Below are 24,235 nucleotides of genomic sequence, written 5' to 3' on the forward strand. Positions count from 1 at the left end.
GGCGACCGGCCGATCACTCCCTGCGTGCCAGCTGTGGAATCAATCCGCCCGCGAGCACGTCGTCGACCTGACGTGGGGACAGCCGATGACGCACCGGGATCTCCACGTCACGGGTCGAGTCGAACAGGGTCAGGTGGGGGCCGGAACGAATGGCCTCCCGAACCCCGTCTAGGACAAGCACGTCGTCCTGCCGGATCGTGTCGTAGTCGTCCGGGTTCTCGAATTCGAGCGCGAGGACACCGAAGTTGGCGAGGTTCTGCCAGTGGATACGGGCGAACGAGGTGGCGATCACCGCGTGCAACCCGAGGTAGCGCGGGGTGATCGCGGCGTGCTCACGCGAGGACCCCTGCCCGTAGTTGTCACCGCCGACGATGAAATGCCCGGTGGTCTTCGCCGTCTCCTCCGCGCGCGCCGGATAGGTCTCGTCCACCTGGGTGAACGTGAACCGGGACAGCTTGGGAATGTTGGAGCGGAACGGCAGGGCCCGCGCCCCGGCCGGAGAGATCTCGTCGGTGGAGATGTTGTCACCGACCTTGAGAAGTACCGGTGCCTCGATGCGGTCGGGCAGGGGCGGAAACTCGGGCAGGGACGAGATGTTGGGACCCTTCACGAGTTCGACGAGCCGAGCCTCCTCCTCGGGCAGCGGAGCCACCAGCATGGCCGTGTTGACGGTGGCCTCGTCCGGAAGTGTGATCTCCGGGTACGGCATCCCCACTTTCTCCGCCCAGTCCCGCGGGTCGGTGATCACCCCGGTGAGAGCCGACGCCGCCGCCGTCTCGGGTGAACACAGCCACACGGAATCCTCACGGGTGCCCGAACGCCCCGGGAAATTGCGGGGCATCGTCCGGAGGGAATTCCGGCCGGTCGCCGGCGCCTGGCCCATGCCGATGCAGCCCATGCACCCGGATTGATGAATTCGCGCGCCTGCCACGACGAGCGCGAGCGTGGCGCCCATCTTCGTCAGATCGGAAAGGATCTCCCGCGAACTCGGATTGACGTCGAAGCTCACGCTCGGGTCGGTCTGCCTCCCCGACACCATGGCCGCAGCGATCGCGAAATCGCGCAGCCCGGGATTGGCGGACGACCCGATCACCACCTGGCTGACGTCCTCACCGGCGACCTCCCGGACGGGCACCACGTTTCCCGGCGAAGACGGTTTCGCGATCAGCGGCTCGATCGTCGACAGGTCGAGGTGTTCGTGCACGTCGTATTCCGCGCCTGCATCGGCGAGCAGTTCCACGAAGTCGGCTTCCCTGCCCTCGGCGCGCAGGAAATCGCGGACGGCGTCGTCGGCGGGAAAGATGGACGTCGTGGCGCCCAGTTCGGCGCCCATGTTCGCGATCACGTGACGATCCATCGCCGTCAACGTTGCGAGCCCCTCACCGTGGTATTCGATGATTCTGTTGAGCCCGCCCTTGACCCCGTGGCGGCGGAGCATCTCGAGGATGACGTCCTTCGCCGAACTCCAGTCGGGGAGCCTGCCGGTCAACTCCACACCCCAGATCTGAGGCATCCGCAGGTGCAGGGGCTGACCCGCGATCGCCATGGCGACCTCGAGCCCACCGACGCCGATCGCGAGCATGCCCAGCGATCCCGCCGCCGGTGTGTGCGAGTCGGAACCGACCATGGTCTTGCCGGGAACACCGAAGCGCTGCATGTGGGTGGGATGAGAGACCCCGTTGCCCGGCTTCGAGAACCACAACCCGTACCGCAGCGCGGCGGTGCGGAGGAACTCGTGGTCCTCGGCGTTCTTCTCGTCGGTCTGCAGCAGATTGTGGTCGACGTATTGCGCGCTCAACTCGGTCTTGATGCGATCGAGGTGGAGCGCCTCGAGTTCCTGCATCACCAGGGTTCCGGTGGCGTCCTGGGTGAGGGTCTGGTCGATCCGGATCGAGATCTCCTCGCCCGGTTCCATCCGGCCGTCGAGGAGGTGTGCACCGATGACCTTGCGGGCGACAGTGTCCGACATCGCTGATCCCTTCGTCGTACCTCCAGGATGCGCCGGAGTCACGGCGAGGGCCAGCGCCCCGAACCCGTCCGGCACTCGACAGGACAATCTTCGGCTATCTAGGAAAATTCGTAGAGAAAGCTAGATTCCGCTAGTCGTTCTGCGCCCGCAGATACTTGCCGAAGTGCGGCACGGTGAATCCGATCGACCCGCGCTCGGCCGAATAGATCAGGCCCTTCTTGATCAGCCCGTCCCGCGCCGGTGACAGCGACGCGGGTTTGCGGCCGAGCTCGGAGGCGATCGCCGACGTGGCGACCGGTCCGTCGTCCCCGGAGAGGTCGGCCATCGCCCGCATGTACTCCCGCTCGGCAGGCGTCGCGCGCTCGTACCGCGACCCGAAGAACCCGACCGCGAGTTCCTCCTCCGCGGTGGGGGCGGCCACCCGCACGTCCTCCTCGGTGATCGGGCTGGCCGCGGCCACGTCCCACGTCGCCTTGCCGTAGGCCTGGACAAAATAGGGGTAGCCGTCGGCCGCGGCGTACAACGCGTCGAGCGCCTCGTCCGTGAACTTCACGTCCTCCCGCTCGGCGGGCGCGATCAATGCCCGATCGGCCGACACCCGGTCCAGCCGGTCGATGCGGTGATAGCTGAACAGCCGCTCCGAGTAACTCTTGGACGCCGACAGCACCGCGGGCAGGTGCGGCAGGCCGGCTCCGACCACGATCAGCGGCGCCGCGTCCTGGCTGAGCTCGTGGCACGCCCCGCACACCGCCGACACGTCCGCGGCGCCGAGGTCCTGCATCTCGTCGATGAACAGTGCGATCCCGACCCCGACGTCGCGGGCCAGGGACGACGCGTCGAGCAGCAGTTCCACCAGGTCGATCTCGATGTCGCCGGAATCGGCGCGACCCTTCACCGCGGGGGCGTCGATGCCCGGCTGCCACCGCTCCCGCATGCCCTTGTCGGCCGTCGCGCGCAGGGCGAACGACTTCAGGACGCCGAGGAACTCCTCCACCCGGTCGGGGTCGCGATGCGAGCCCGCGATCTCCCGCACCGCCATGTGCAACGCCGACGACAGCGGCCGCCGCAGATCCTGATCCGGGCGGGCCTCGATCTTCCCCGTGCCCCACCGCCGCGAGATGGCGGCCGACCGCAGGTGGTTCAGGAGGACCGTCTTCCCCACGCCGCGCAGACCCGTGAGCATCACACTGCGTTCCGGGCGACCGCGCGCGATCCGCTCGAGCACCACGTCGAACGCGTCGAGCTGCCTGGTTCGGCCCGCGAGCTCCGGCGGGCGTTGCCCCGCGCCGGGCGCATAGGGGTTACGGACAGGGTCCATGGCCACGAAGGTAACAACCTCTGTTGCCGAATCTGCGCTCATCTAGCGCGTGTCCTAGATCCCACTATGAAGTCCTAGCCGGGGTGGCGACTTCCGCACCCTTCGGTGCCTATCGACGATCGCGCGTTCCCCCGAGGCTGGATGCAGCACCAGGAACAGGGAGAACACCATGATCGAGTTGGACGCCAGAGCCGAGTTGGAACGCCTCGCGCCGCACGCAGCGACGGGCGATGAGAACGCCGTCGAAGAGGTTCTCCGCATCGCGCACCCACTCGTGCACCGCTACTGCACGAGCAGGCTCGAGTCGGTGGATCACCCGCACGCCACCGCCGACGACGTCACCCAGGATGTGTGCCTCGCGTTGATGAGTTCCCTGCGGACGTACGAGAATCAGGGGAAGTCGCTGCTGTCGTTCATCTTCGGCATCGCCGCGCACAAGGTGTCCGACGCGCGGCGCCGCGCCACCCGGTTGTCCGCACCGACCACCGCGCGCGGCGCTGCCGCACATCATGTGGTGGACGTCGAGGACGGCCCCGAGCATCACGTCCTGCGCCGCGAACTGCGCGGCGAGATGGGCCAGCTCGTCGAGACCCTTCCGGTCCGGCACCAGCAGATCCTCTTCATGCGCGTCATCGTGGGAATGTCGGCCGAGCAGACCGCACGGGTCCTGGACACCACTCCGGGCGCCGTCCGTGTCGCCCAGCACCGGGCGCTGAGCCACCTGCGGGCGAGGATCGGGCACGGGCCTGCCCGCTGAGAGTTCCCGCCCCGTCGTTGCCAATTGCGGGGGCCGAGTGGTCCGATGGATTTCATGAGCGCACCCGACACGGTCCTGGTCGCTATCGGAACGAAGAAGGGCCTGTGGCTGGCCACCAGCCGCGACCGCGCCACCTGGGCGTTGTCAGGCCCGCACTTCCTGATGAACGAGATTCCGAGTATCGGGATCGACACGCGGGCCGGCCGCACCCGCATTCTGGTCGGGGTCCGATCCGAGCACTGGGGTCCCACCGTCGCGCACTCCGACGACCTGGGTGCCACCTGGACCGAACCGGACCACGGCGCCATCCGCTTCGGCGACGGTGACGGCGCCGCGCTCGAGCGAGTGTGGCAGCTCCGGCCCGACACGGACGACCGTCCGGGCGTCGTGTGGGCGGGGTGCGAACCCATCTCGGTGTGGCGGTCGGTCGACGGCGGCGAGCATTTCGACCTCGAACGTGGGCTGTGGGACCATCCGCACCGCCTCGAGTGGGGAGCCGGATATGGCGGTGCCGCAGCGCATTCCGTCGCCCCTCATCCACAGGACGAGAACACGGTGCATGTCGCGATGAGCACCGGAGGTGTCTACCGCACCACGGACGGGGGCGCGTCCTGGGAGCCGCGCAACACCGGGATCACGGCCTACTTCCTGCCGGACCCGAACCCGGAGTTCGGCCAGTGCGTCCACAAGATCGCCCGCGACGCCGTCGTTCCCGACCGGTTGTACGCCCAGAACCATCACGGCGTCTACCGCTCCGACGACAGCGGCGACACGTGGAAGTCGATCGCGGACGGACTGCCGACGGACTTCGGGTTCGTGATGCTCACCCATCCCCGCCGGGAGGGAACCATCTGGGTCGTTCCGATCGAGGCGGACGGCAAACGGATCCCACCCGACGGCCGGCTGGCCGTCTACCGGAGCGAGGACGCCGGGAACAGCTGGACCCGCCTCGACAGCGGGCTGCCGGAACGCGACTACAACGTGGTGCTGCGCGACGCCGCCGCAGTGGACACCGCCGACCCGGTCGGGGTGTATTTCGGCACGCGCGGCGGCGAGGTCTACGGGAGCGCCGACGAGGGTGCCTCGTTCGGCACGGTCGCGGCGCATCTGCCCGACGTCCTGTGTGTGCGGGCCGCGGTGATCGCGTCATGAGCGGGGGCGTCACCGTGCGGGTTCCGCGGGCACTGGCGTCGATCGTCGGCGGTGAACGCTCCGTGCACGTTCCCCTCGACGCCGCCTCGACGGTGTCCCACGTGCTCGACGTCCTCGCGGGCGAGTTCCCGATTCTCGGCCGGCGGATTCGCGACGAGACCGGCGCCCTGCGGCGGTACGTCAATGTCTACGTGGACGGCGAGGACGTCCGGCTCCTCGGCGGCGTCGGCACCGAGGTGACGCCCGGGCAGGAACTGCAGATTCTGCAGTCCGTGGCCGGCGGCTGAGCGCGACTACTCCGCAAGCTCCATCGCCACTGCCCGGGTGGGCGCTCCGTCCCCGGCCTCCAGGGCGATCGGCAGGAGGCTGAGGAGCGGGTCGGGGAAGTCGATCCGGTCGAGTCGGCACAGATTCTCGCCGATCACTCCGCCGGCGTCGGCGATCAGATGGTGAACCGGGTATCCGGCGTCGGCGTGGTCCTCGTCCGGAGTCTCGTCGATGCTCGGGGCGTCGAGGCAGAACGTCCGCACTCCCCGGTCGAGCAGCAGTGCGCACGCCTCGGGGTCGAGGAATGGATGTGTGTAGTAGGCATCCGTTCCGTAGTGGCGAGACCACCCGGTATGGAACACGGCGATGTCGCCCGGCCCGACGTCGCCCGCCCGGGACATGATCAGTTCGCGGGTAATCCGCTGCCGCGCAACGAGCTCGCGCAGGTCGAACACGACGCCGCGGCCGACGAACAGCTCCGGTGCCAGCCGGTCGACGGTCGCGGCCCCCGCCTTCAGATGCGCCGGGGCGTCGACATGAGTCCCGGACTGCGAACCGATCCTGACGTCCAGCACGTTGTAGCCGTCGCGTTCGAGAGTGCAGTGCCGGATCAGCGTCGGCACCGGGTCGCCGGGATACACCTGCATCCCCGGCCCGATCGTGTGTGACAGATCCACGATTTTCCGCACGTGTGGCATCGCTCGATTGTCCGGCCTCGGGGTCACGCGTACCGCGATATGCTCGATGACGAGCGAAGAGGTGGTGGAATGACCGATTTTGACCCGCTCGCCACCCAGCGTGAGTCGGTGTCGAAAACACTCGCAACCGAGCTGTCCGCGGTCGGTCTCGAGGACGCCAGGGAGATCGGGCACGGTGGGTTCGGGGTGGTCTATCGGTGTGCCCAACCGGAACTCGATCGAACCGTGGCGGTCAAGGTCCTCACCGCGGCACTCGATGCCGAGAACCTCGAACGGTTCCTGCGGGAGCAGCGCGCCATGGGCCGGCTGAGCGGCCACCCGCACATCGTCAACATCATGCAGGTCGGGACGACCGACACCGGCCGGCCGTACATCGTGATGCAGTTCCATCCCCACGATTCGCTGGACGCGCAGATCCGCAGGCGCGGGCCCATCCCCTGGAGCGACGCCCTGCGGGTCGGGGTGAAACTTGCCGGTGCGCTCGAAACCGCGCACCGGGTGGGCATCCTGCACCGGGACGTCAAACCGGGAAACATCCTGCTGACGGAGTACGGCGAACCGCAGCTCACCGATTTCGGGATCGCGCGGATGTCGGGGGCGTTCGAGACGACTGCGGGCACCGTCACCGGCTCCCCCGCATTTACCGCACCCGAGGTGCTGTCCGGGCGGACCCCGACCGCCGCCTCCGACGTGTACAGCCTCGGTGCGACCCTGTTCAGCGCGATCACCGGGCACGCGGCCTTCGAACGGCACAACGGCGAGGAGGTGATCGCGCAGTTCCTGCGCATCACCACCCAACCCGTCCCGGACCTGCGGACCGAGGGTTTCCCCGAGGACCTCAGCGCCGTGATCCAGCGGGCGATGTCCGGTAAACCGGAGGATCGCCCCGCGTCCGCCGCCGCATTCGGGGACGAACTGCGGGAGGTCGAACGCCACCACGGGCTGGCCGTGGACGAGATGGCGATGCCCGTCGACGCCGGGGTGCACCACGTCGAGGATTCCTCGCCCGGGGCGGTCTCGACCATCTCCGGTCCGTTCCGGACGTCCACGACGGGACGGGCGCGCTACGCGTCGACGCCACCGCCCGCGCCGGCCACCCGGTTCCGGCCCCCCGCCGCGACCCGTCAGCTCGTCGAGCGGAACCGGCTGATCGACCTGCTGCGGGCCGGACGCCGGCGCCTGCTGACCGTGATCCACGGCCCCACCGGATTCGGCAAGAGCACTCTGGCCGCCCAGTGGCGGAACGTCCTCGCCGACGAGGGGGTGGCCGTCGCGTGGCTCACCGTCGACAACGACGACGACAACGTGGTCTGGTTCGTCGCGCACCTCATCGAGGCGATCCGCCGCGTGCGTCCCAACCTGGCCAAGGAACTCGGCCAGGTCCTCGAGGAGCACGACGACGAGGCCGAACGCTACGTGCTCACCTCGCTCGTCAACCAGATCCACGAGAGCGGCGAACGGATCGCCCTGATCATCGACGACTGGCAGCGCGTGTCCGAGCCCGCGACGATCGCCGCCCTGGAGTTCCTCCTCGACAACGGCTGCCACCACCTGCAGGTCGTGGTGACGAGCCGAACCAGGGCCGGGCTGCCGATGAGCCGCATGCGCGTCAAGGACGAACTCGTCGAAATCGACTACTCCGAACTGCGTTTCGACGATTCCGAAGCCCGATCGTTCCTCGTCGACCTCGGTGGCCTGCCCCTCGACAGTGAGGACGTCACCGAGCTCCGCGACTCCACCGACGGATGGGTGGCGGCTCTCCAACTGGCGTCGCTGTCACTGCGCGGGCGAGCGGACCCCTCCGAGCTGATCGCCGGACTGTCCGGCCGTCACCACGCGATCGGCGAATTTCTCGCCGAGAACGTCCTCGACACCCTCGAACCCGAGATGCTCGACTTCCTGCTGGCCACCTCGATCACCGAGCGCACGTGCGGCAGCCTCGCCGGCGCCCTCGCGCACACCGCCCGTGGGCAGGCGATGCTCGAGGCCGCCGAGGACCGGGACCTGTTCCTGCGCCACATCGACGACGAGCGGACGTGGTTCCGCTACCACACCCTGTTCGCGGAGTTCCTGCGCCGCCGGCTCGAACGCGACCAACCCGACCGCGTCCGGGAACTGCACCGCATCGCGTCCCGCTGGTTCTGCGACCACAGCCTGCTCCGCGAGGCCGTCGACCACGCCATCGCCGGCGGCGAAGAGCAACGCGCCGTGGAACTCGTCGAGGCCGACGGACTGACACTGCTCGAGCAGTCGCAGGCGGCGACGTTGTCGGCGGTGGTCGACAAGCTGCCACCGGCTCTCGTCGCCGCGAGCGCCCGGCTGCAGGTCACGACGGCGTGGGCGCACGCGATGGCGAACCGGACCATGGCCGCCGAACGCGCGCTCGAGCGAGCCGAATGGGCACTCGAACACAGCGGCGCGAGCGCGAGCGACACGGCGGATCTGCGGGCGGAGGCGGGCGTCGTCCGTGCGGTGGCCGAACTGCGCAACGACCGCAGCGACCGGATCGACGAACTCGCCGCCGACTGCCTGGCGCGGCCGGAGGCCATGTCCCCGTGGGTGGTGTGCGCCGCTTTCAACGTCACGACGTTCGCCGCCGTGTACCGCTTCGACTTCGCGGAGGTGCGCAGGATCCAGGAGGTGGCCCGGCCCTACTACGAGCGGAACACCGGACCGCACAACGTTGTTCACGGTCAGAGCTATCTGGGTGTCGCATCCTACGAGCAGCTCGACGTCGACGACGCCGTCGACCGTTTCCGGCGGGCCCGCCGAGCCGGACGGAAACTGGGCGGGCCGCGAGCGCCGTCCGCCCGGCTCGCGGGGTCGCTGCTCGGTGAGGTGCTCTACGAACGCGGGGACGTCGAAGAAGCCGAACGTCTCCTCGACGACGGTTACACCCTCGCCGTCGAGACCGGTGGGGTGGACTTCAAGGTCGCCCGCTTCGTCACCGGCGCTCACGTCAAGGCGCTCCGGGGTGACCGTGAGGAGGCGACGACACGCCTGCACGCCGGACTCGAGGTGGCCCAGACCTACTCCCTCGCCCGCCTGCGGGCCCGCATCGAGAACGAACGCCGGCGGCTCGGCATCACCCCGCATCCCTCACTGGGGGCGCCGGACCCAATCCGGCACGACGACCGGCGGCGCCCGGTGTCGGGCATCGACGAGATCGTCGCGCAGGTCGAGGAGACCACCGCGATCCGGATGTTGCTCGCCACCGGGGCGCGCGAGAACATCGAGCTGGCGTGCACCTGGGCTCAGGAGTGGACCGATCGGCTGGCCGGCACCGGCCGCAACCGCGCCTACCTGCTGGCCGAGCGCCTCCGGGTGGCGTGCCTCGCCGCCGCGGGCCGCGACGAGGAGGCGAAGCAGGCCCTCGCCTCCATCGCCTCGATCTGCGCGGCACGTGGACTCCACCGCGTGCTTCCCGACGGCGGACCCTTCGTCGTCGCGCTGGTCGCAGATCTGCGGGCCGATCAGCTGGCCGGAGAGTGGCGGCCGGACTGGGCGACGGTGCCCTCCGACTTTCTCGAGGAGCTACAGAACGCGACGGCTCCGTACACGATGTGATCCACGGTCAGGACGGCGTGGGCGCCTCCTCCAGGATCAGTCCCGCGGCGCGCAGGTCATCCCAGAATTCGGCCGGGATCGGGTGTTCGAGCCAGGCCGCGTTCTGGCGCAGCTGCTCGCAGTTCCGTGCGCCCAGCAGAAGTTCCCGCACCGCGGGATGCGCGGCCGCGAACTGAATCGAAGCGGCCGCCAACGGAACCCGATGACGCTCGCAGAACGTCTCGATGTCGCGCACCCGGCTCAGCACCGCTTCGGATGCGGGCTGGTAGTTGAACTTGGCGCCGGGCACCGCGCCGGTGGCCAGGATGCCCGAATTGAACACACCGCCGAGGACGACCGCGACGTCGCGCTCCACCGCGAGCGGCAGCAGGTCCTTCACCGGATCCTGCTCGAGCAGTGTGTATCTCCCCGCGAGGAGGATGCAGTCGAGATCGACGCGTTCGAGGGCGTCGACGCAGACGTCGGCCTCGTTAACCCCGACGCCGATCGCCCGGACCACGCCCTCCTCCCGTAACCGGATCAGCGCGGGGAACGCACCCTCGAGCGCTTCCGCGAACCGCGCGGGCTGGGCGTCGCCGTGCGTGTACCGGTCGACGTCGTGCACGTAGAGGATGTCGAATCTGTCCTGGCACATGCGCTGCAGGCTGTCCTCCACCTGCCGCAGGACCGCGTCGTACGAGTAGTCGAAGTCGGCCCGGAACGGCGGGGTGTCCACCCAGATTCCGGTGTCGAACGACCCACGGCGCGCGGGCGTCAACGTGCGCCCCACCTTCGTGGACAACACGTAGTCGTCGCGGTCCCTCGTCAGCAGTGCATGGCCCACTCGGTGCTCGGACAGCCCGTGCCCGTACATGGGTGCGGTGTCGAACGAACGCACCCCCATGTCCCACGCCTCGGCGATCTGCGCCTGCGCCTCCGCCTCGGGGACCGGCCGGAAGATGTTGCCGATGGGCGCACCGCCGTAGCCGAGCAGGGTCACGTCGAACCCTGCGCGCCCGAACGTCCGAGTGTCGTTCACCTTCATGGATTCTCGCTTCCGTTGCCGAGGAACAGGGTGCTCGGGTCGCGCATCACGGAGTCCATCTCGCGAAGGCACACGACCTTGATCGCCGCAACGACCAACTCCGAATAGAACTGGTCGTGGAACCACTTGTCGCCGCTGTACGCCACGACCAGCCCGCCCTCGCCCACCGCGCTGCCACCCCACTTGGTCCAACCGTGCTGGTACAGGTAGGGATGCAGCTGCTGAACGGCGTGCGACGGCAGGCCGGTGGTCCAGCTGATCCGCGCTTTCGACTCGGCAATCGCGTCGTACGGCCCGGCCCAGTCCTTCTTCTCACCCCAGCTACAGCGGAAGACGACGGGCAACTCCGCGTCGGCGGTGGGGGCGACGCCCGGCCGGAGCACGACGAGATGCCCCGGAGATCCGTGGGAGAGGTTCTCGATCGACGGCCGAGCCAGCTCGACGGCCTCCCGAGCCACGTCCTCGGTCAGTCCGGAAAAATTGGTCATCCGGTCATCCTTCCCCACGGATCAGATCGATTGCCTTCTCGGCGATCATCACCGTGGGTGCCTGGGTGTTGGAACTGACGATGCGCGGCATGACGGACGAGTCGACCACACGCAGACCCTCGATGCCCATCACCTTCAATTCCGGTGAGACCACGGCGTCGTCGCCGACACCCATCGCGCACGTGCCGACCGGGTGGTACGAGGTGCGGCCGTACGCGCGAACGAACTTCACGTAGTCGTCCTTCGTGTTCACCGACAGACCACCGGCCAGATGTTCCGCCTTGATGTGCCGCGCCATCGACGACTGCGCCATGATCTCGCGGCTCTGCCGGAGCCCCTCGATGCTCGACTCCAGGTCGAAGTCGGTGGCGAGGAAGTTCGGGTCGATCAGCGGCTGGGCGGTGGGATCGTTCGACCTGATCTTCACCGAGCCGCGGCTCTCCGGCCGCAGTGAGTACGAGTTCAGGGTGCAGCCGTAGCCGGGACGGACCGCGGCGACACCGGCCTCGACGCCGGCGGCGGGCAGGAAGTGGAACTGCAGATCCGGAATCGACTCCCCCGCGTGCCCGAAACTGAACCCACCGGCCTCGACGACGGTCGACGCCAACGGGCCCCGCCGGAAGGCCGCGTACTCGAGTCCCGCCTTCGCCGTGGCCGGACGCATCAGGTTCAGTCGGTCGAGGCTCTGGTATTCACGGAGTTCGTAGATGACGTCGAGATCGCAGTGGTCGTGCAGGTTCCGGCCGACACCGGGAAGGGCATGGGCCACCTCGACATTCGCGTCGCGAAGGTCGTCGGGATGACCGATCCCCGACAGTTGCAGGATCTTGGGTGATCCGAACGCGCCCGCCGCAACCAGCACCTCGCGGGACGCGCGGAACGTCTCCACACCGTGCGGGGTCAGCACCTCGATCCCGGTGGCGCGTCCGCCGTCGAGCAGAACCCGCGACACAGCGACGTTCTCCCGCACCGTCAGGTTGGGCCGCTTCCTGGCGGGTGCGAGGTACGCGACCGCGGCGCTGCACCGGCGGGCGTTCTTCGTGGTCGTCTGATAGAGGCCGACACCGTACTGGTGCTCACCGTTGAAGTCGCCGTTGAACGGCAGCCCGAACTCCTGACCCGCCTGGACGAACGACTTCGACAGCGGTTGAGGATTGACGGGATCGGAGACGCCGAGCGGCCCGTCGGTGCCGTGGTACGGCGCCGACAGTCGTTCGTTGTCCTCGGACCGGAGGAAGTACTTCTGGATCTCCTCGAACGACCATCCCGCGCAGCCGTATTTCAGTGCCCACTCGTCGTAGTCCTCGTGCGCGCCGCGGGTGAACACCTGGGCGTTGATCGAGCCGCCACCGCCGATGACCTTGCCCTGGGCGAGGGGGATGACCCGGTCGTTGCAGTGTTTCTGGGGGACGCTCGAGAAGCCCCAGTCGTACTTGCTCGCGGTGAGTTTCGCGAATCCTGCGGGCACGTGGATGAACGGATGCCGGTCGTTGCCGCCGGCCTCGAGCAGGAGAACCCGGACCGTCGGATCCTCGGTCAACCGTCCGGCCAGCACGCAGCCCGCGGTGCCGCCGCCCGCGATGACGTAGTCGTAGGTGGCACTCATCGGTTGCCTCCGGTCCAGTTCGGGAACACACGCTTGCGCGGTCCGGTGCGGATCTGAATGGTCTTGACGTCGGTGAACTCGTCGAAGCCGGCCTGCCCCATCTCGCGGCCGAACCCGCTCTGCTTCATGCCGCCGGCAGGCAGCTGCGGGGCGCCGTCGATGGTGGTGTTCACCCACACGCGGCCGCTGCGCATCTCCTTCGCCACCCGCAGCGCCTTGTCGATGTTCTTGGTCCAGATCGACCCGGCGAGTCCGTATTCCGTGGCGTTGGCGAGCCGGATGGCGTGGTCGACGTCGCTGAACCGGGTGACGGTGAGCACGGGACCGAAGATCTCCTCCTGGAAGGCGGCGGACTCCTCGGCCACGCCGTCGAGGATCGTGGGAGCGACGAAATGCCCGCTCCCCCAGGTCTCGCCGCCCAGCCGGTCACCGCCGGTCAGGACGGTCGCGCCGTCCCGCCGCGCCGCGTCGATGTGCCCGAGCACCTTCTCGAGGTGGCCGGCGTCGATCATCGGTCCCAGTTCGCTCGCGTCGTCGAGCGGTCCGCCCACCGTGATGCGCCCGGCGGCGTCGACGAGACGGGCGAGGAACGCGTCCGCGATCGAGTCCTGGACCAGGAGCCGGGCACCCGACACGCAGCACTCACCCTGGTTGAAGAACACCCCGAAGAGGACGCCGTCGAGTGCGTCGTCGAGGTCGGCGTCGTCGAACACGACGCTGGCGGCCTTGCCGCCCAGTTCCATCGACAGTCGCTTGACGCTGCCCGCCGAGGCCTCCACGATGCGCTTGCCGGTGGCGGTGCTCCCGGTGAACGACAGGATGTCGACCAAGCTGCTCTCCGCGAGCGGGGCACCGACCTCGGCCCCCGCGCCCGTCACCACGTTCACCACTCCGTCGGGAACCCCGGCCTCGGTGAGCAACCGGGCCAGCTCGACGGCGGTGCCGGACGTGAACTCGGACGGCTTCACCACCGCCGTGCAGCCCGCGCCGAGCGCGAACGGCAACTTCTGTGCGAGCAGGAGCAGCGGGAAGTTCCACGGGATGATCATGCCGACCACGCCGGCGGGCTCCCGGACCACCATGGCGGTGCAGTCGTCGCCGAGCGCCGTGTGCGCCTCACCGTGCATCGTCATGGCCAGCGCCGCGGCGTACTCGAACAACTCGATGCTCGCCCCGACGTCGCCGCGGGCCAGAGTGATCGGTTTGCCCGACTCCTCCGCGTCGATCCGGGCGAGTCGTTCCTCGTGTTCGCGTATCAGCCCCGCGCAGCGCAGCAGCGCCCGGCCGCGTTCCATCGCGGTCCAGTGCGGCCACTCGCCGTCGTCGAAGGCTCCCCGCGCGACCGCGACGGCCAGGGCCGCGTCGGCGCGGGTGCCCGCGGTGAACGTGGCGACGACGCGGCCGTCGGCCGGGCTGACCCGTTCGATGATGTTCTCCGACGGGGGCACGCTGCGCCCGCCGATGAAGTGTCCGTAGCTGCGGATCTGTGTTTCTTCGACTGTCGACATCTTTGGCAGTTCCTCGTCAGTGTTCGTGGATCAGGACACCACGCAGGTTGAGCCCCGCGTGCATGTCCACGTATGCGTCGTTGACCTGGTCCAGGCTGTAGCGCCGGGTGATCAGTTCGTCCAGCTTCAGTCGTCCCGACTTGTAGTAGTCCAGCAGGGCCGGGATGTCCCGGGTGGGGTTGCAGTTGCCGAACAGGACTCCGCGCAGATGCTTGGCGTAGACCACCAGTTCGAGCGGGCTGATCGGGATCCCGGGTCCGTTCTGGCCGATCGACACGACGGCGACGGTCCCCTCCTTGCGGACGGCGCCGAACGCGTCGGCGATCAGTTGTCCGTCCACCACGCCGACGGTGACGACGGCGCTGTCGGCGCCCTGCCCGTTGGTGACCGAGCGGACGAACGGCATGGCCTCGTCGATCGACGCGTACGCGTGGGTGGCACCGAGTTCGAGTGCTCGTTCGCGTTTGAACGCGACCGGGTCGACCGCGACGACGTACGCGGCACCCGCATGGTGAGCGCCCTGCACCGCGTTGATCCCCACACCGCCGACCCCGACGACCAGCGTCGTGTCCCGGGGACGGACACCCGCACCGTTCACGGCGGAACCCCACCCAGTGGCGACCCCGCACGAGACGAGGCAGGCCACGTCGAACGGGATGTCGTCGTCGATCTTTACGGCCTGGGCCTGCGAGGTGACGAGGTAGTTCGCGAACGTGCCGAGGCGCTGCATGGCGCCGATCGGCCGCCCTGACTGCGTGGCGAACCGCGCCGTCCCGTCGAGCATGAAACCAGCCTCCATACCGGCCCCCGTGTCGCAGATATATTGCATCCCCTGCGCGCACCAGGCGCAAGTTCCGCAGGCCGGGAGGTAGGCGGTGGCGACGTGATCGCCGACGGCGAGCCGGGTGACATCGGGCCCGACCGCGTCGATCACACCGGCACCCTCGTGTCCGCCGACCAGCGGCAGCGTATTGGGGATGTCACCGGTGACGAGGTGATCGTCGGAGTGACACAGTCCGGACGCCATCACCTTGATCCGCACCTCGCCGGGACCGGGCTCCGCGAGGACGAGGTCGTCGACCTCCCACTTGCCGCCCACTTCGGAAATCACCGCACCGCGTGCCGTCGTACTCATCGTTCTCCTTCGAATCTCACACTGACACAGAGTCTTACTTGATGATCGAGAGCCGGCTGCGGTCGAGGGTCACGGCGACCGCGACGATGACGACCGCGCCGTACACGATCTGCTGGAAACTGGGGTCGATGCCGGCCACCGAGCCGCCGACCCGGAGAACGGTGACCACCAGGGCGCCGACGAGCACCCGCCAAGCTCCGCCGATTCCACCGGTGATGGCACAGCCGCCGACCAGCACGGCCGCGATGGCAGGTAGGAGCAGCGAATCCGCGAGTTGCGGTGCGGCGCTCTGCTGCTGGGCCGACAATACGACACCCGCTGCGCCCGCGAAGAATCCGGACAGGGCGAATGCTCCGATCCGGACGACCCGGGTTCGGACGCCGCTCATCATCGCGGCCTTCTCCCCCAGTCCGACGAGGTGAAAGACGTTGCCCCGCGGCGAGAACCGCATCGCGCAGAATACCGCGGCCACCGCCGCCACACCGGCCCACACCGCCATGGGGAGACCGAGCATCGTCCATGAACTGAGCCAGAAGATCGCGTCGTAGCCTTCGCTGATGTAGATGGTGGTCGACCCGGATGCCACGAGCGCGACCGCACCCCAGAACCCCAGCGCCCCGAGCGAGACGACGAACGACGGGACCTGCCCGAACACGATAAGCAGACCGGTCAGCGCACCGATCAGAGTGAGCGCCACGAGGGTGACGACGACGGCGAGCGGTCCGAGGGAGCCGATCACCGTCGCCAGGATCACCGTGGCGAGCGACGCCAGCGCCGCCACCGACAGGTCGATGCCGCCGGTGAGGATGACGAACATCTGGCCCAGCCCGAGCAGCAGAATCGGGACCGCCTGCGCCGAGACCACCGCGAGGGCGTTCATCGACAGGAAGTTCGGTTCGGCGAGAGCGACGAGCAGAACGAGCGCGACCAGCACGACCGACGGGCCTGCCAGCCGCAACCGGTCCCGCGTCGTCCGGGTCACCGCCTGCGCCGCACCCTCGGGTGCGCGCATCTCGGCGGAAGTCCTCTCGATGGAAGTTCTTGTTGCCACGGCGATCACATCATCTTCTCGAGGAGTTGGAGTTTGCTGGGCGGGTTTCCGGGCGGCGAGTCGAACGCGCCGGTGATCTCGCCGTCCCGCATCACGATCACGCGGTGGCCGAGGCCGATCGCCTCGTCCAGGGTGTCGGCGAGCACCAGAATCGCCACTCCCCTGTCGGAGAGGTCCCGGAAGACGGCGTAGAGGTCTTCTTTCGCGCCGATGTCGAGGCCGCGGGTGGGGTGGTCGAGAACCAGTACCTTCAGGCCGTCGCCCAGGATCCACTTGGCCACCACGGCCTTCTGCTGGTTGCCGCCCGACAGTCGCGCAATGTCGGCGTCGGGGTCCGCGGGCCGGATGCCGAGTTTCTCGATCCAGCCGCGGGCAGTCTCCTCCACCCGGGCACCCGAGGAGATCCGGCCACCGCCGGCCTTCACCGGATGCACCGTCGCGATGTTCTGCGCGACGGTCGCGCCCGCGATCATGCCTTCGACGCGACGCTCGGCGGGAACGTATGCGACACCGGACCGCACGGCGTCCGCGGGTGATCCGGGGGCCGACCGCTGTCCGTCGATCTCGACGGTTCCGGAGTCGATGGGGACGGCGCCGAAGACGGCGCGGGCCACCTCCTCGCGTCCGGAGTCGACCACGCCCACCACCGACACGATCTCGCCGGCGTGGACGTCCAGCGACACGTCCTTGGCCTTGCCGCCGCACGTGAGGTTGCGGACCGACAGAGTCGACGTGCCCGTCCGGGAGACGGCCTGCTTGCGCTCCGACGAGTAGATCTCCTCGGCCGCACCCTTGCCGATCATCAGCTGGTACAGCTCGGATTCTGTTGCCGCCGAGGCGATCCGCTCACCGACCACCTTGCCGTCGCGCAGTACGTACACGCGGTCGGAGAAGCGGAGAACCTCGTCGAGACGGTGGGAGACGAAGATGACGGAACCGCGTTCCTTGAGGGCGGTGACCCGGCGATGGAGCACCTCGACGTCCTCGGGTTCGAGCACCGACGTCGGCTCGTCGAGGATGAGCAGCGGCGGGTGTTCCACCTGCCTGCCGCCGACGGCGCGCGCGACCTCCACCATCTGGCGCTGGGCGAAGCCGAGCGTCTCGGTGAGCGCGCCCGGATCGACCGTCGACTCCACCACCGACAACATTTCCTGGGCGCGGGCCCGGATCCGGCGCCGGTGGAGGAACCCGGCGCGGGCGGTGTCGCCCTCGTGTCCGAGGATCAGGTTCTGGCCGACGGTGAGGTTCGGCAGCAGCGACTGCTCCTGATGCACCACCCCGATCCCGTGGTCGGCGGCGTCGGCCGGGCTTCCGAAGCTCACGTCGCGCCCGCCCAGCACCATCCGGCCGCCGTCCTGGCGGTGGACTCCCGCGAGGATCTTGAGCAGCGTCGACTTTCCAGCGCCGTTCTCGCCGATCAGTCCCACGACCTCGTTCGGAGCGATGGACAGGCTCACGTCGTCGAGGACGGTGTTGGGTCCGAATTTCTTCGTGACATTGCGGAGTTCCAGGAGAGATGTCATTTCACGACCCTCAATCGACTGCGGGCGGGCCACCCGGTGGCGATCACCGCGACCACGATGATGAGACCCTGCGCGCCCTGCTGGATGTACGGGCTGGCGCCCGACAGGAGAAGTCCGTTGCCGAGGACCACGAGGAGCAGCACACCCACCAGGGAATGCAGGGGTCCGCCGCGACCGCCGCTCAGGAGGGTGCCGCCGACGACCACCGCGGACAGGGTGAGGAAGAGGCTTCCCGATCCGACGCTCACGTCGCCGACGCCGAGCCGGATGGTGGCCAGCACGCCGCCGAGCCCGGACAGCAGTCCGGCCACGGCGAACAGGATGATCTTGGTGCGCCCGACCGGGACGCCCGCCAGGCGGCTGGTCGCCTCGTCGCCGCCGATCGCGTAGGTGTGCATGCCGAGCCGGGTTCCCTTGCACAGCAGCACTGTCACCGCCACGGCGGCGAGCGCGAACACCACGACGACGGGAAGCCCGAGCCAGTGGCCGCCGGCCCAGGCCGCGAGCGCCGTGTCGGCGAGCTGTGGGGTGGCGGTGCCGAAGAGCACGGTGGCGACACCGAGCCCGACGAACCAGGTACCCAGTGTGACGAGGAAGGACGGCACCCGGACGACGACGTGCAGCACGCCGTTGACCACTCCGAAGAGCAGTCCGACCGCCAGCGCCAGGAGGACCGCGAGGAGTCCCAGGTCGTTGCCGTTGACGCTGTTCGCCGCGAGCAGGACGAACGTCAGCCCGCTGGCCGCCATCACGCCCTCGATCGACAGGTCCACGCCGCCCACCAGGACCACTAGCGTGGCGCCCATCGCGAGGACTACGGGAATCGCGGCCTGCTCCACGATCGCCATCGCGTTGCTCGCCGTCGCGAAGCCGGGAGCCAGCGCGGCGAAGACGGCGCACAGTCCCAGCAGGGCGGCGAGCGGGCCGGCGGTGGAGAGCAACCGGCGCACGCGTGGTCGTGTGCTGCGCACGGGCGCAACGGGTTCTGCGGGGGTCGTCACCTCCCCGGTCACTTCAGTCGTCGACATCGTCACTCCTTCGGAAGATTGTGTGGTTCGTGAATCGTGAGCGGGGGTTATCGGGCCACCGGGCCGGTGATGCGGGAGAACGGATCCTGCACGGACCGCACGATCTCCTCGTCACTCGGCACTGCGAGGAACTGGTCGACGTTGGCCGCGGTGATCAGCGACTGGTCGACGAAGAACTCGCGGTTCTCCCGGGGCAGCGACTCGACGTCGAGTGCACCGGCCATGGCCTGGTAGCAGATGGCGAGTCCCATCGCCCCGTTGAAGTAGGGGTCGGTCGTGTAGGTGGAGACCAGTTCCCCGTTGGCGATGGCGTCCAGGCCTTCCGGGGTGGCGTCGGCGGCGCTGGCGATCTTGATCTCACCCGCGCGGCCCGCCTCGCGGACCGCCTGGAGGGCGCCCAGTGCCATGGAATCCGTTGCGGCCCAAATGCCGTTCACCTGGTCGCCGTACTTGTTGAGGAGGGTCTGCGTGGTGGTGTAGGCCTTGTTGCGGTCGAAGTCGGCAGGCTGGTCGTCGAGCAGGGTGACCCCGGACTGTCCGTCCATGGCCTGCTGGAACCCCTGGAACCGGGTCTGGCTGATCTCGTTGGCGAGCAAACCCTGCAGCGCGATCACGCCGCCGGTGCCGCCGAGCGAATCGACGAGGGCTTTGCCCGTGTCGGCCCCCTGTTGGACGCCGTCGTAGGCGACGTAGGACGCCCATCCGTTCCCGACGTCCCAGGGGTGGAGGTCCGCGGGCTTGCTCCACTGGGTGACCGCGCAGCCACCACTGTTCTGCACGGCGCGCACGATCGCGGGGGTGTCGGCGCTCGTGTTCGGGTTGATGTTGAGCAGGACGGTCTTGCCTGCCGCGAGCACCGACTGCAACTGCGACAGCGCGTTCTGCGAGTCGCCGCCGTAGACGATCACCTTCAGTTCGATCCCCAGCGATTCGGCGTACGCGCGGCTGCCCTGCACCCACGCGGCCTCGTACGGGTTGGTCAGCGACCGGACCTCGGAGACCATCACCATGTCGCCCCGGTCGACGGCAGCCCCGTCCCGCTCGATCTGTTCCGATCCCGTCGAGCAGGCGATGGCGGAGCTCGCCATGACGGAGACTGCCGCGGCAACGCCGACGGCCCGGGCTGCCGCCCTGATTGATCGTTGCGTCCGTGTCATCGTTCGTCCACTTCCTGAAAAAGAATGTAAACGCTTTCTTACCGTGATCGGCGTCACAAGTCAAGCGCTGCATGGTGTGGTCAAGAGTCATCCGGATCGACCGGACAGGTGAGAAATCGGTTACAAAATGCTGGTGAGCCGGGCGGCGGCGACCGCTCCGGCCACCCGGCACCACATCGCGGGTGCGGCGAGTGCCGATTCGGAGCTCCCCGCCAGGTCGGACAGTGAGATCCCGATGCCGGGTGGCGCCGCCGCGAGGCGGCCTGCGACGACCACCGATCGGGTCGCGGTCTCCGCGCACCGTTCCAGCACGGAACCGACGAGTTTGCCGGATAGCGACGTCGCATCGAATTGACCTTCACCGGTGACCACGACGTCGGCGCGGCCGAACTCGGCGCTCAGCCCGGTGAGGTCCGCGATGCGGGCGGCGCCCGGCACCAGCCGGCCGCCCCAGGCCGACAGTCCGAATCCAGTGCCTCCCGCCGCTCCCGCGCCGGGTTCGTCGGGACTGCACGGCAGTCGTGCGCCGAGGCAGGCGGCGAACGTCGCGAGCGCGCGATCGAGGCGGTCGCGCTCCGCGGGGTCGGCACCCTTCTGCGGCCCGAAGACGTGCGCCGCCCCCTGTGGGCCGCACAGGACGGCCGTCGTGTCCGTCAGCAGTTCGACGCCGCCGGGTGGGGGCTCGATCAGCGAGCCAACGTCGATCGAGTCGAGAGCGGCCAGGCCGTCGCCCCCGTCGGGGATCTCGCGGCCGTCGCGGTCCAGGAGCTTCGCGCCGAGCGCCCGCAGGGCGCCCGCACCGCCGTCGGTGGACGCGGAACCGCCGAGTCCGACCAGCAGTGCCTTCGCGCCGTCCGCCAGTGCGGCGGCGATCACCTGTCCCAGACCGGTCGTCGACGCTCCCCCTGGATCCGGCGAGTCCATCAGCGGCAGCCCACTCATCTGGGCCAGCTCGACCACCGCCGTGCCGTCCCGGAGCAGCAGCCAGCGTCCGGTCGCCGGACGTCCGTCGGGGCCTCGAACCCCCGGCACCTCACGCCACACGCCGGTGTCGTGGCAGGACGCGACGGCGTCCACCGTGCCTTCGCCGCCGTCCGCCTGCGGGAGCAGGACCAGCTCGTCGTTCGGCCGGACCGTCGACCAGCCGGCTGCCAGAGCCGCCGCCACCTCCGTCGCGGTCAGTGAGCCCTTGAACGAATCCGGGGCGACCGCCACCCGCATCGAGCCGGCGTCAGTCGACGTCATCGGGGTGGGGTCCCGTGCGCTGATCGCGATTCAGAGCGGAAATCGCGTCCATCTCCGCGGCGGACAGCCGGAAGTCGAACACATTCACGTTCTGCCGAATCCTGTGCACCGCAAAAGATTTGGGCAGTGGAATCGTCCCGATCTGCAAATGCCAGCGGAGCACGATCTGCGCGACCGACACACGGTGCCGGGCGGCGAGCGCCGCCAGGAGTGCGTGGTCGTTCAGGTGCCCCCTCGCCAGCGGCGCCCACGCCTGGGTGCGGACGCCCATCGACCGGTGCAGATCCGTCAGCGCGGACTGCGTGAGCAGCGGGTGCAGTTCGATCTGATTGACCGCCGGGGTGATCGTCGCGATCTCCGCGAGCCGCTCGAGCTGTTCGGACTGGAAGTTCGACACGCCGATCGCCCGCACCCGTCCGTCGTAGTACAGCTTTTCGAGTGCCCGCCACGTCTCCAGGTACTGTCCGCGGCTCGGTGCCGGCCAGTGGATCAGGCACAGGTCGATGCGGCCGAGTTTCGCCGCACTCGCCTCGAACGCGTCCAGTGTCCGCTGGTAACCCTGGTCCTCGTTGGAGATCTTGGTGGTCACGAAGATCTCGTCCCGATCGACGTCAGCCCGGGCCAGCGCCGCGCCGAGAGAGGCCTCGTTGCCGTACATCGGGGCCGTGTCGAACGCGCGGTAGCCGGCGGACAGCGCGTGCGACACCGTGGAACCCATGTCCTCGTCGGGGATCGTGAAGAGGCCGAACCCGAGCGCGGGCATCGTGATGTCGTTGTTCAACGTGACCGAGGGAACGGTCGCCAGGCTCGTCATGTGATCGAGTACCCGCCGTCGACGGGCAGGACCACCCCGGTGACGTACCGCGCGGCATCGGAGACCAGGAACAGCACGACGTCCGCGACGTCGTCGCCGTCGGCGAACCGTTGCAACGGGATACGGCTCAGCTTCTGGGCGCGGAAGCCTTCCTGCCCCAGCACGTCCGCTGTCATCGGGGTTTCGATGTAGCCCGGCGACACGGTGTTGACGCGCACGCCGTGGGGGCCGAGTTCCACGGCCAGTCCCTTGCCGAGCTGCGTCAGTGCGGCCTTCGTCGCACCGTAGGGAACGATGCCGGGGACAGCGCGATCCGCGGACAGCGACGCGATGTTCACGATGCTGCCGCGGGCGTCGACGAGCGACTTTGCCGCCTGCCTCGTCAGCCGGTAGGCCGCCGACAGGTTGACGTCGAGGAGGCGTTCCCACCCGTCCTCGTCCACGTCGATCGCCGTAGTCCGCAACTGGATCCCGGCCGCGTTGATCAGGATGTCGAGGCGCCCCGACAGCTGCTGGGCGAGGTCGACGGCGCGCGCACCGAACTCGGGGTCGGTGAGGTCGCCGCAGAGGCCGTGCCCGCCGAACTCCGCGGCGACGTCGGTGACCTTCGGGTCGGCGTCCGCCGCGACCACGAGTGCTCCGCTGCGGGCGAGGGCGCGGGCGATCGCCGAACCGATGCCGCCTGCCGCACCGGTCACGATGGCGGTCTTCCCCGACAGATCGACCGAGTTGGTGGGTTGTGCAACGCTGCTCATGCCGCGGCTCCCTTCAGTACTGCCCGGCTGATGATGAGCCGCTGCATTTCGCTGGTGCCTTCGTAGATCTTCGTGATGCGGGCGTCGCGGTAGAGGCGCTCGACCTCGTATCCGCGGATGAAGCCGTTGCCGCCGAACACCTGCACGGCGGCGTCGGCGTGGCGCACGCATCCCTCGGACGCGTAGAGCTTGGCCATCGAGCAGAGCGTCTCGGCGTCCGCCGCGCCCGTGTCGAGCGCCCGCGCCGCCTCGACCGACAGCGCGGTGCCGGCCCGCAGTTCGGTGGCGACGGTGGCGAGGGAGAAGGAGATGCCCTGGTTGGCGGAGATCGGCTTGCCGAACTGGCTGCGGTCGAGGGACTGCCGGGTGGCGGCGTCCAGCGCGGCGCGGCTGATGCCGAGGCTCAGGCCCGAGATGCCGAGACGGCCCTTGGCCAGCACCTTCATCATGTAACCGAACGCCTTGCCTTCCTCGCCGAGGAGGGCGTCGGCCGACAGTGGGACGGAGTCGAACACCAGCCCGCCGACCTGCGAGGCCCGCTGGCCCATCTTGTGTTCGTGGTAGGCCCGGCTGACGCCGGGCTGGTCGACGTCCACCAGGAAGACGGAGATGCCGCCGCGCTTCCCCAGTTCGGGGTCGGTGACGGCGAGGACGACCGCGAAGTCCGCGACGGGGGCGTTGTGGATGTAGATCTTCTCACCGGTGAGCACCCAGCCGTCGCCGTCCCGCACCGCCCGTGTGGTGATCGATCCGAGGTCGGATCCGGATCCCGGCTCGGTGAGCGCGTAGGCGCAGCGCTTCTCGGCGGAGAGCATCGGGCGCAGGTACTGCTCCTGCTGCTCGGGTGTGCCGTAGTTGCCGAGCAGGCTGCCGAGGATCTCGACGAGGCCGCACTGGTCGGCCACCGACGCGTACCCGTAGGACAGGGACTCCATGACGAACAGGTAGTCGAGGGCGGTGCCGCCGAAGCCACCGAACTTCTCGGGCACGGTGATGCCGAAGAGCCCGATCTTGCCCATCTCCCGGTAGATCTCTTCGGGGAATCGTTCGGTCTCGTCCAGTTCGGTGGCGACCGGACGGATCCGTTCGTCGACGAACTCGCCGACGAGCTTGCGTTCGTCGGCGCCGAGCACCGACGAGGGAATGACGCTGTTTCCGGTTGACATGTAGTTC

General features: G+C 68.8%; 20 protein-coding genes. 4 read left to right on the forward strand and 16 right to left on the reverse strand.

All coding sequences use genetic code 11. The features are described from left to right. Positions 1-13 precede the first annotated feature (13 nt). Together ACLIVD_RS30820 and ACLIVD_RS30825 are read right to left on the reverse strand one after the other, a co-directional pair. Positions 14-1,969 carry an aconitate hydratase gene (locus ACLIVD_RS30820; RefSeq protein WP_491931162.1) on the reverse strand — a complete coding sequence of 652 codons (1,956 nt, stop codon included), beginning with the start codon at positions 1,967-1,969 and terminating at the stop codon, positions 14-16. 130 nt (positions 1,970-2,099) lie between these two features. Beyond that, positions 2,100-3,287 carry a DUF8462 domain-containing protein gene (locus ACLIVD_RS30825; protein ID WP_029539211.1) on the reverse strand — a complete coding sequence of 396 codons (1,188 nt, stop codon included), beginning with the start codon at positions 3,285-3,287 and terminating at the stop codon, positions 2,100-2,102. Between the two features lie 169 nt (positions 3,288-3,456). Here ACLIVD_RS30825 and shbA point away from each other — a divergent pair, with 169 nt between their 5' ends. Genes shbA through ACLIVD_RS30840 form a run of 3 tightly spaced genes read left to right on the forward strand, consistent with a single transcriptional unit; the run spans position 3,457 to position 5,483 of the window. Beyond that, the gene (gene shbA, locus ACLIVD_RS30830; RefSeq protein WP_283333814.1) at positions 3,457-4,044 is read left to right on the forward strand and encodes an RNA polymerase sigma factor ShbA; all 588 of its coding nucleotides are present in this window, start codon (positions 3,457-3,459) and stop codon (positions 4,042-4,044) included. 54 nt (positions 4,045-4,098) lie between these two features. Then, the gene (locus ACLIVD_RS30835; protein WP_283333813.1) at positions 4,099-5,196 is read left to right on the forward strand and encodes a WD40/YVTN/BNR-like repeat-containing protein; all 1,098 of its coding nucleotides are present in this window, start codon (positions 4,099-4,101) and stop codon (positions 5,194-5,196) included. Then, complete coding sequence (locus ACLIVD_RS30840) at positions 5,193-5,483, forward strand: MoaD/ThiS family protein (RefSeq protein WP_280780462.1); 291 nt, start codon at positions 5,193-5,195, stop codon at positions 5,481-5,483. The genes ACLIVD_RS30835 and ACLIVD_RS30840 overlap by 4 nt, the downstream gene beginning before the upstream one ends. 6 nt (positions 5,484-5,489) lie before the next feature. Here the strand turns inward: ACLIVD_RS30840 and ACLIVD_RS30845 are convergent, their stop codons facing one another. Further along, positions 5,490-6,161, reverse strand: a complete 672-nt coding sequence (locus ACLIVD_RS30845; protein ID WP_280780463.1) for a cyclase family protein — start codon at positions 6,159-6,161, stop codon at positions 5,490-5,492. A gap of 69 nt (positions 6,162-6,230) precedes the next feature. On the opposite strand from ACLIVD_RS30845, the gene ACLIVD_RS30850 reads away from it, so the two are divergent. Next, positions 6,231-9,728 carry a protein kinase domain-containing protein gene (locus ACLIVD_RS30850; protein WP_491931163.1) on the forward strand — a complete coding sequence of 1,166 codons (3,498 nt, stop codon included), beginning with the start codon at positions 6,231-6,233 and terminating at the stop codon, positions 9,726-9,728. Between the two features lie 7 nt (positions 9,729-9,735). Here the strand turns inward: ACLIVD_RS30850 and ACLIVD_RS30855 are convergent, their stop codons facing one another. The 13 genes from ACLIVD_RS30855 to ACLIVD_RS30915 form a co-directional block, all read right to left on the reverse strand. Further along, the gene (locus ACLIVD_RS30855) at positions 9,736-10,752 is read right to left on the reverse strand and encodes an aldo/keto reductase (protein WP_491931164.1); all 1,017 of its coding nucleotides are present in this window, start codon (positions 10,750-10,752) and stop codon (positions 9,736-9,738) included. After that, positions 10,749-11,240 (reverse strand): hypothetical protein, encoded by a 492-nt coding sequence (locus tag ACLIVD_RS30860; protein WP_061045354.1) that lies wholly within the window; start codon positions 11,238-11,240, stop codon positions 10,749-10,751. The genes ACLIVD_RS30855 and ACLIVD_RS30860 overlap by 4 nt, the downstream gene beginning before the upstream one ends. Before the next feature lie 4 nt (positions 11,241-11,244). Beyond that, positions 11,245-12,846 carry a GMC family oxidoreductase gene (locus tag ACLIVD_RS30865; RefSeq protein ID WP_491931165.1) on the reverse strand — a complete coding sequence of 534 codons (1,602 nt, stop codon included), beginning with the start codon at positions 12,844-12,846 and terminating at the stop codon, positions 11,245-11,247. After that, positions 12,843-14,354 (reverse strand): aldehyde dehydrogenase family protein, encoded by a 1,512-nt coding sequence (locus ACLIVD_RS30870; RefSeq protein WP_491931166.1) that lies wholly within the window; start codon positions 14,352-14,354, stop codon positions 12,843-12,845. The genes ACLIVD_RS30865 and ACLIVD_RS30870 overlap by 4 nt, the downstream gene beginning before the upstream one ends. 16 nt (positions 14,355-14,370) lie before the next feature. Next, positions 14,371-15,489, reverse strand: a complete 1,119-nt coding sequence (locus tag ACLIVD_RS30875; RefSeq protein ID WP_491931167.1) for a Zn-dependent alcohol dehydrogenase — start codon at positions 15,487-15,489, stop codon at positions 14,371-14,373. 34 nt (positions 15,490-15,523) lie between these two features. Further along, entirely contained in the window at positions 15,524-16,501 is a 978-nt protein-coding gene (locus tag ACLIVD_RS30880; RefSeq protein ID WP_280780470.1) for an ABC transporter permease, read from the reverse strand. 44 nt (positions 16,502-16,545) lie between these two features. Beyond that, positions 16,546-18,063: a sugar ABC transporter ATP-binding protein gene (locus ACLIVD_RS30885; protein ID WP_280780471.1), complete on the reverse strand. Its 1,518-nt coding sequence runs from the start codon at positions 18,061-18,063 to the stop codon at positions 16,546-16,548. Next, a complete protein-coding gene (locus ACLIVD_RS30890) occupies positions 18,060-19,091 on the reverse strand; it encodes an ABC transporter permease (RefSeq protein ID WP_491931168.1) in 1,032 nt (343 codons plus the stop codon). Before ACLIVD_RS30890 ends, ACLIVD_RS30885 begins: the two co-directional genes overlap by 4 nt. Positions 19,092-19,138: 47 nt before the next feature. After that, positions 19,139-20,248: a sugar ABC transporter substrate-binding protein gene (locus ACLIVD_RS30895; protein ID WP_378551864.1), complete on the reverse strand. Its 1,110-nt coding sequence runs from the start codon at positions 20,246-20,248 to the stop codon at positions 19,139-19,141. Between the two features lie 120 nt (positions 20,249-20,368). After that, complete coding sequence (locus ACLIVD_RS30900; RefSeq protein ID WP_280780474.1) at positions 20,369-21,493, reverse strand: glycerate kinase family protein; 1,125 nt, start codon at positions 21,491-21,493, stop codon at positions 20,369-20,371. Continuing rightward, entirely contained in the window at positions 21,480-22,307 is an 828-nt protein-coding gene (locus tag ACLIVD_RS30905) for an aldo/keto reductase (RefSeq protein ID WP_418339690.1), read from the reverse strand. Before ACLIVD_RS30905 ends, ACLIVD_RS30900 begins: the two co-directional genes overlap by 14 nt. Continuing rightward, positions 22,304-23,062: an SDR family NAD(P)-dependent oxidoreductase gene (locus tag ACLIVD_RS30910; protein WP_418339691.1), complete on the reverse strand. Its 759-nt coding sequence runs from the start codon at positions 23,060-23,062 to the stop codon at positions 22,304-22,306. The genes ACLIVD_RS30905 and ACLIVD_RS30910 overlap by 4 nt, the downstream gene beginning before the upstream one ends. Beyond that, a complete protein-coding gene (locus ACLIVD_RS30915; RefSeq protein ID WP_418339692.1) occupies positions 23,059-24,228 on the reverse strand; it encodes an acyl-CoA dehydrogenase family protein in 1,170 nt (389 codons plus the stop codon). Before ACLIVD_RS30915 ends, ACLIVD_RS30910 begins: the two co-directional genes overlap by 4 nt. Between the last annotated feature and the right edge of the window lie 7 nt (positions 24,229-24,235).

The sequence above is a fragment of the Rhodococcus sp. G6(2025) genome, assembly GCF_058628105.1.

Bases quoted from the DNA above. Each gene is read 5' to 3' on its own strand.
- shbA (WP_283333814.1), top strand. From the start codon at position 3,457: ATGATCGAGTTGGACGCCAGAGCCGAGTTGGAACGCCTCGCGCCGCAC.
- ACLIVD_RS30890 (WP_491931168.1), bottom strand. From the start codon at position 19,091: ATGTCGACGACTGAAGTGACCGGGGAGGTGACGACCCCCGCAGAACCC.
- ACLIVD_RS30870 (WP_491931166.1), bottom strand. From the start codon at position 14,354: ATGTCGACAGTCGAAGAAACACAGATCCGCAGCTACGGACACTTCATC.
- ACLIVD_RS30880 (WP_280780470.1), bottom strand. From the start codon at position 16,501: ATGCGCGCACCCGAGGGTGCGGCGCAGGCGGTGACCCGGACGACGCGG.
- ACLIVD_RS30835 (WP_283333813.1), top strand. From the start codon at position 4,099: ATGAGCGCACCCGACACGGTCCTGGTCGCTATCGGAACGAAGAAGGGC.
- ACLIVD_RS30865 (WP_491931165.1), bottom strand. From the start codon at position 12,846: ATGAGTGCCACCTACGACTACGTCATCGCGGGCGGCGGCACCGCGGGC.
- ACLIVD_RS30850 (WP_491931163.1), top strand. From the start codon at position 6,231: ATGACCGATTTTGACCCGCTCGCCACCCAGCGTGAGTCGGTGTCGAAA.
- ACLIVD_RS30885 (WP_280780471.1), bottom strand. From the start codon at position 18,063: ATGACATCTCTCCTGGAACTCCGCAATGTCACGAAGAAATTCGGACCC.
- ACLIVD_RS30910 (WP_418339691.1), bottom strand. From the start codon at position 23,062: ATGAGCAGCGTTGCACAACCCACCAACTCGGTCGATCTGTCGGGGAAG.
- ACLIVD_RS30900 (WP_280780474.1), bottom strand. From the start codon at position 21,493: ATGACGTCGACTGACGCCGGCTCGATGCGGGTGGCGGTCGCCCCGGAT.
- ACLIVD_RS30895 (WP_378551864.1), bottom strand. From the start codon at position 20,248: ATGACACGGACGCAACGATCAATCAGGGCGGCAGCCCGGGCCGTCGGC.
- ACLIVD_RS30845 (WP_280780463.1), bottom strand. From the start codon at position 6,161: ATGCCACACGTGCGGAAAATCGTGGATCTGTCACACACGATCGGGCCG.
- ACLIVD_RS30840 (WP_280780462.1), top strand. From the start codon at position 5,193: ATGAGCGGGGGCGTCACCGTGCGGGTTCCGCGGGCACTGGCGTCGATC.
- ACLIVD_RS30855 (WP_491931164.1), bottom strand. From the start codon at position 10,752: ATGAAGGTGAACGACACTCGGACGTTCGGGCGCGCAGGGTTCGACGTG.
- ACLIVD_RS30875 (WP_491931167.1), bottom strand. From the start codon at position 15,489: ATGAGTACGACGGCACGCGGTGCGGTGATTTCCGAAGTGGGCGGCAAG.
- ACLIVD_RS30905 (WP_418339690.1), bottom strand. From the start codon at position 22,307: ATGACGAGCCTGGCGACCGTTCCCTCGGTCACGTTGAACAACGACATC.
- ACLIVD_RS30860 (WP_061045354.1), bottom strand. From the start codon at position 11,240: ATGACCAATTTTTCCGGACTGACCGAGGACGTGGCTCGGGAGGCCGTC.
- ACLIVD_RS30820 (WP_491931162.1), bottom strand. From the start codon at position 1,969: ATGTCGGACACTGTCGCCCGCAAGGTCATCGGTGCACACCTCCTCGAC.
- ACLIVD_RS30915 (WP_418339692.1), bottom strand. From the start codon at position 24,228: ATGTCAACCGGAAACAGCGTCATTCCCTCGTCGGTGCTCGGCGCCGAC.
- ACLIVD_RS30825 (WP_029539211.1), bottom strand. From the start codon at position 3,287: ATGGACCCTGTCCGTAACCCCTATGCGCCCGGCGCGGGGCAACGCCCG.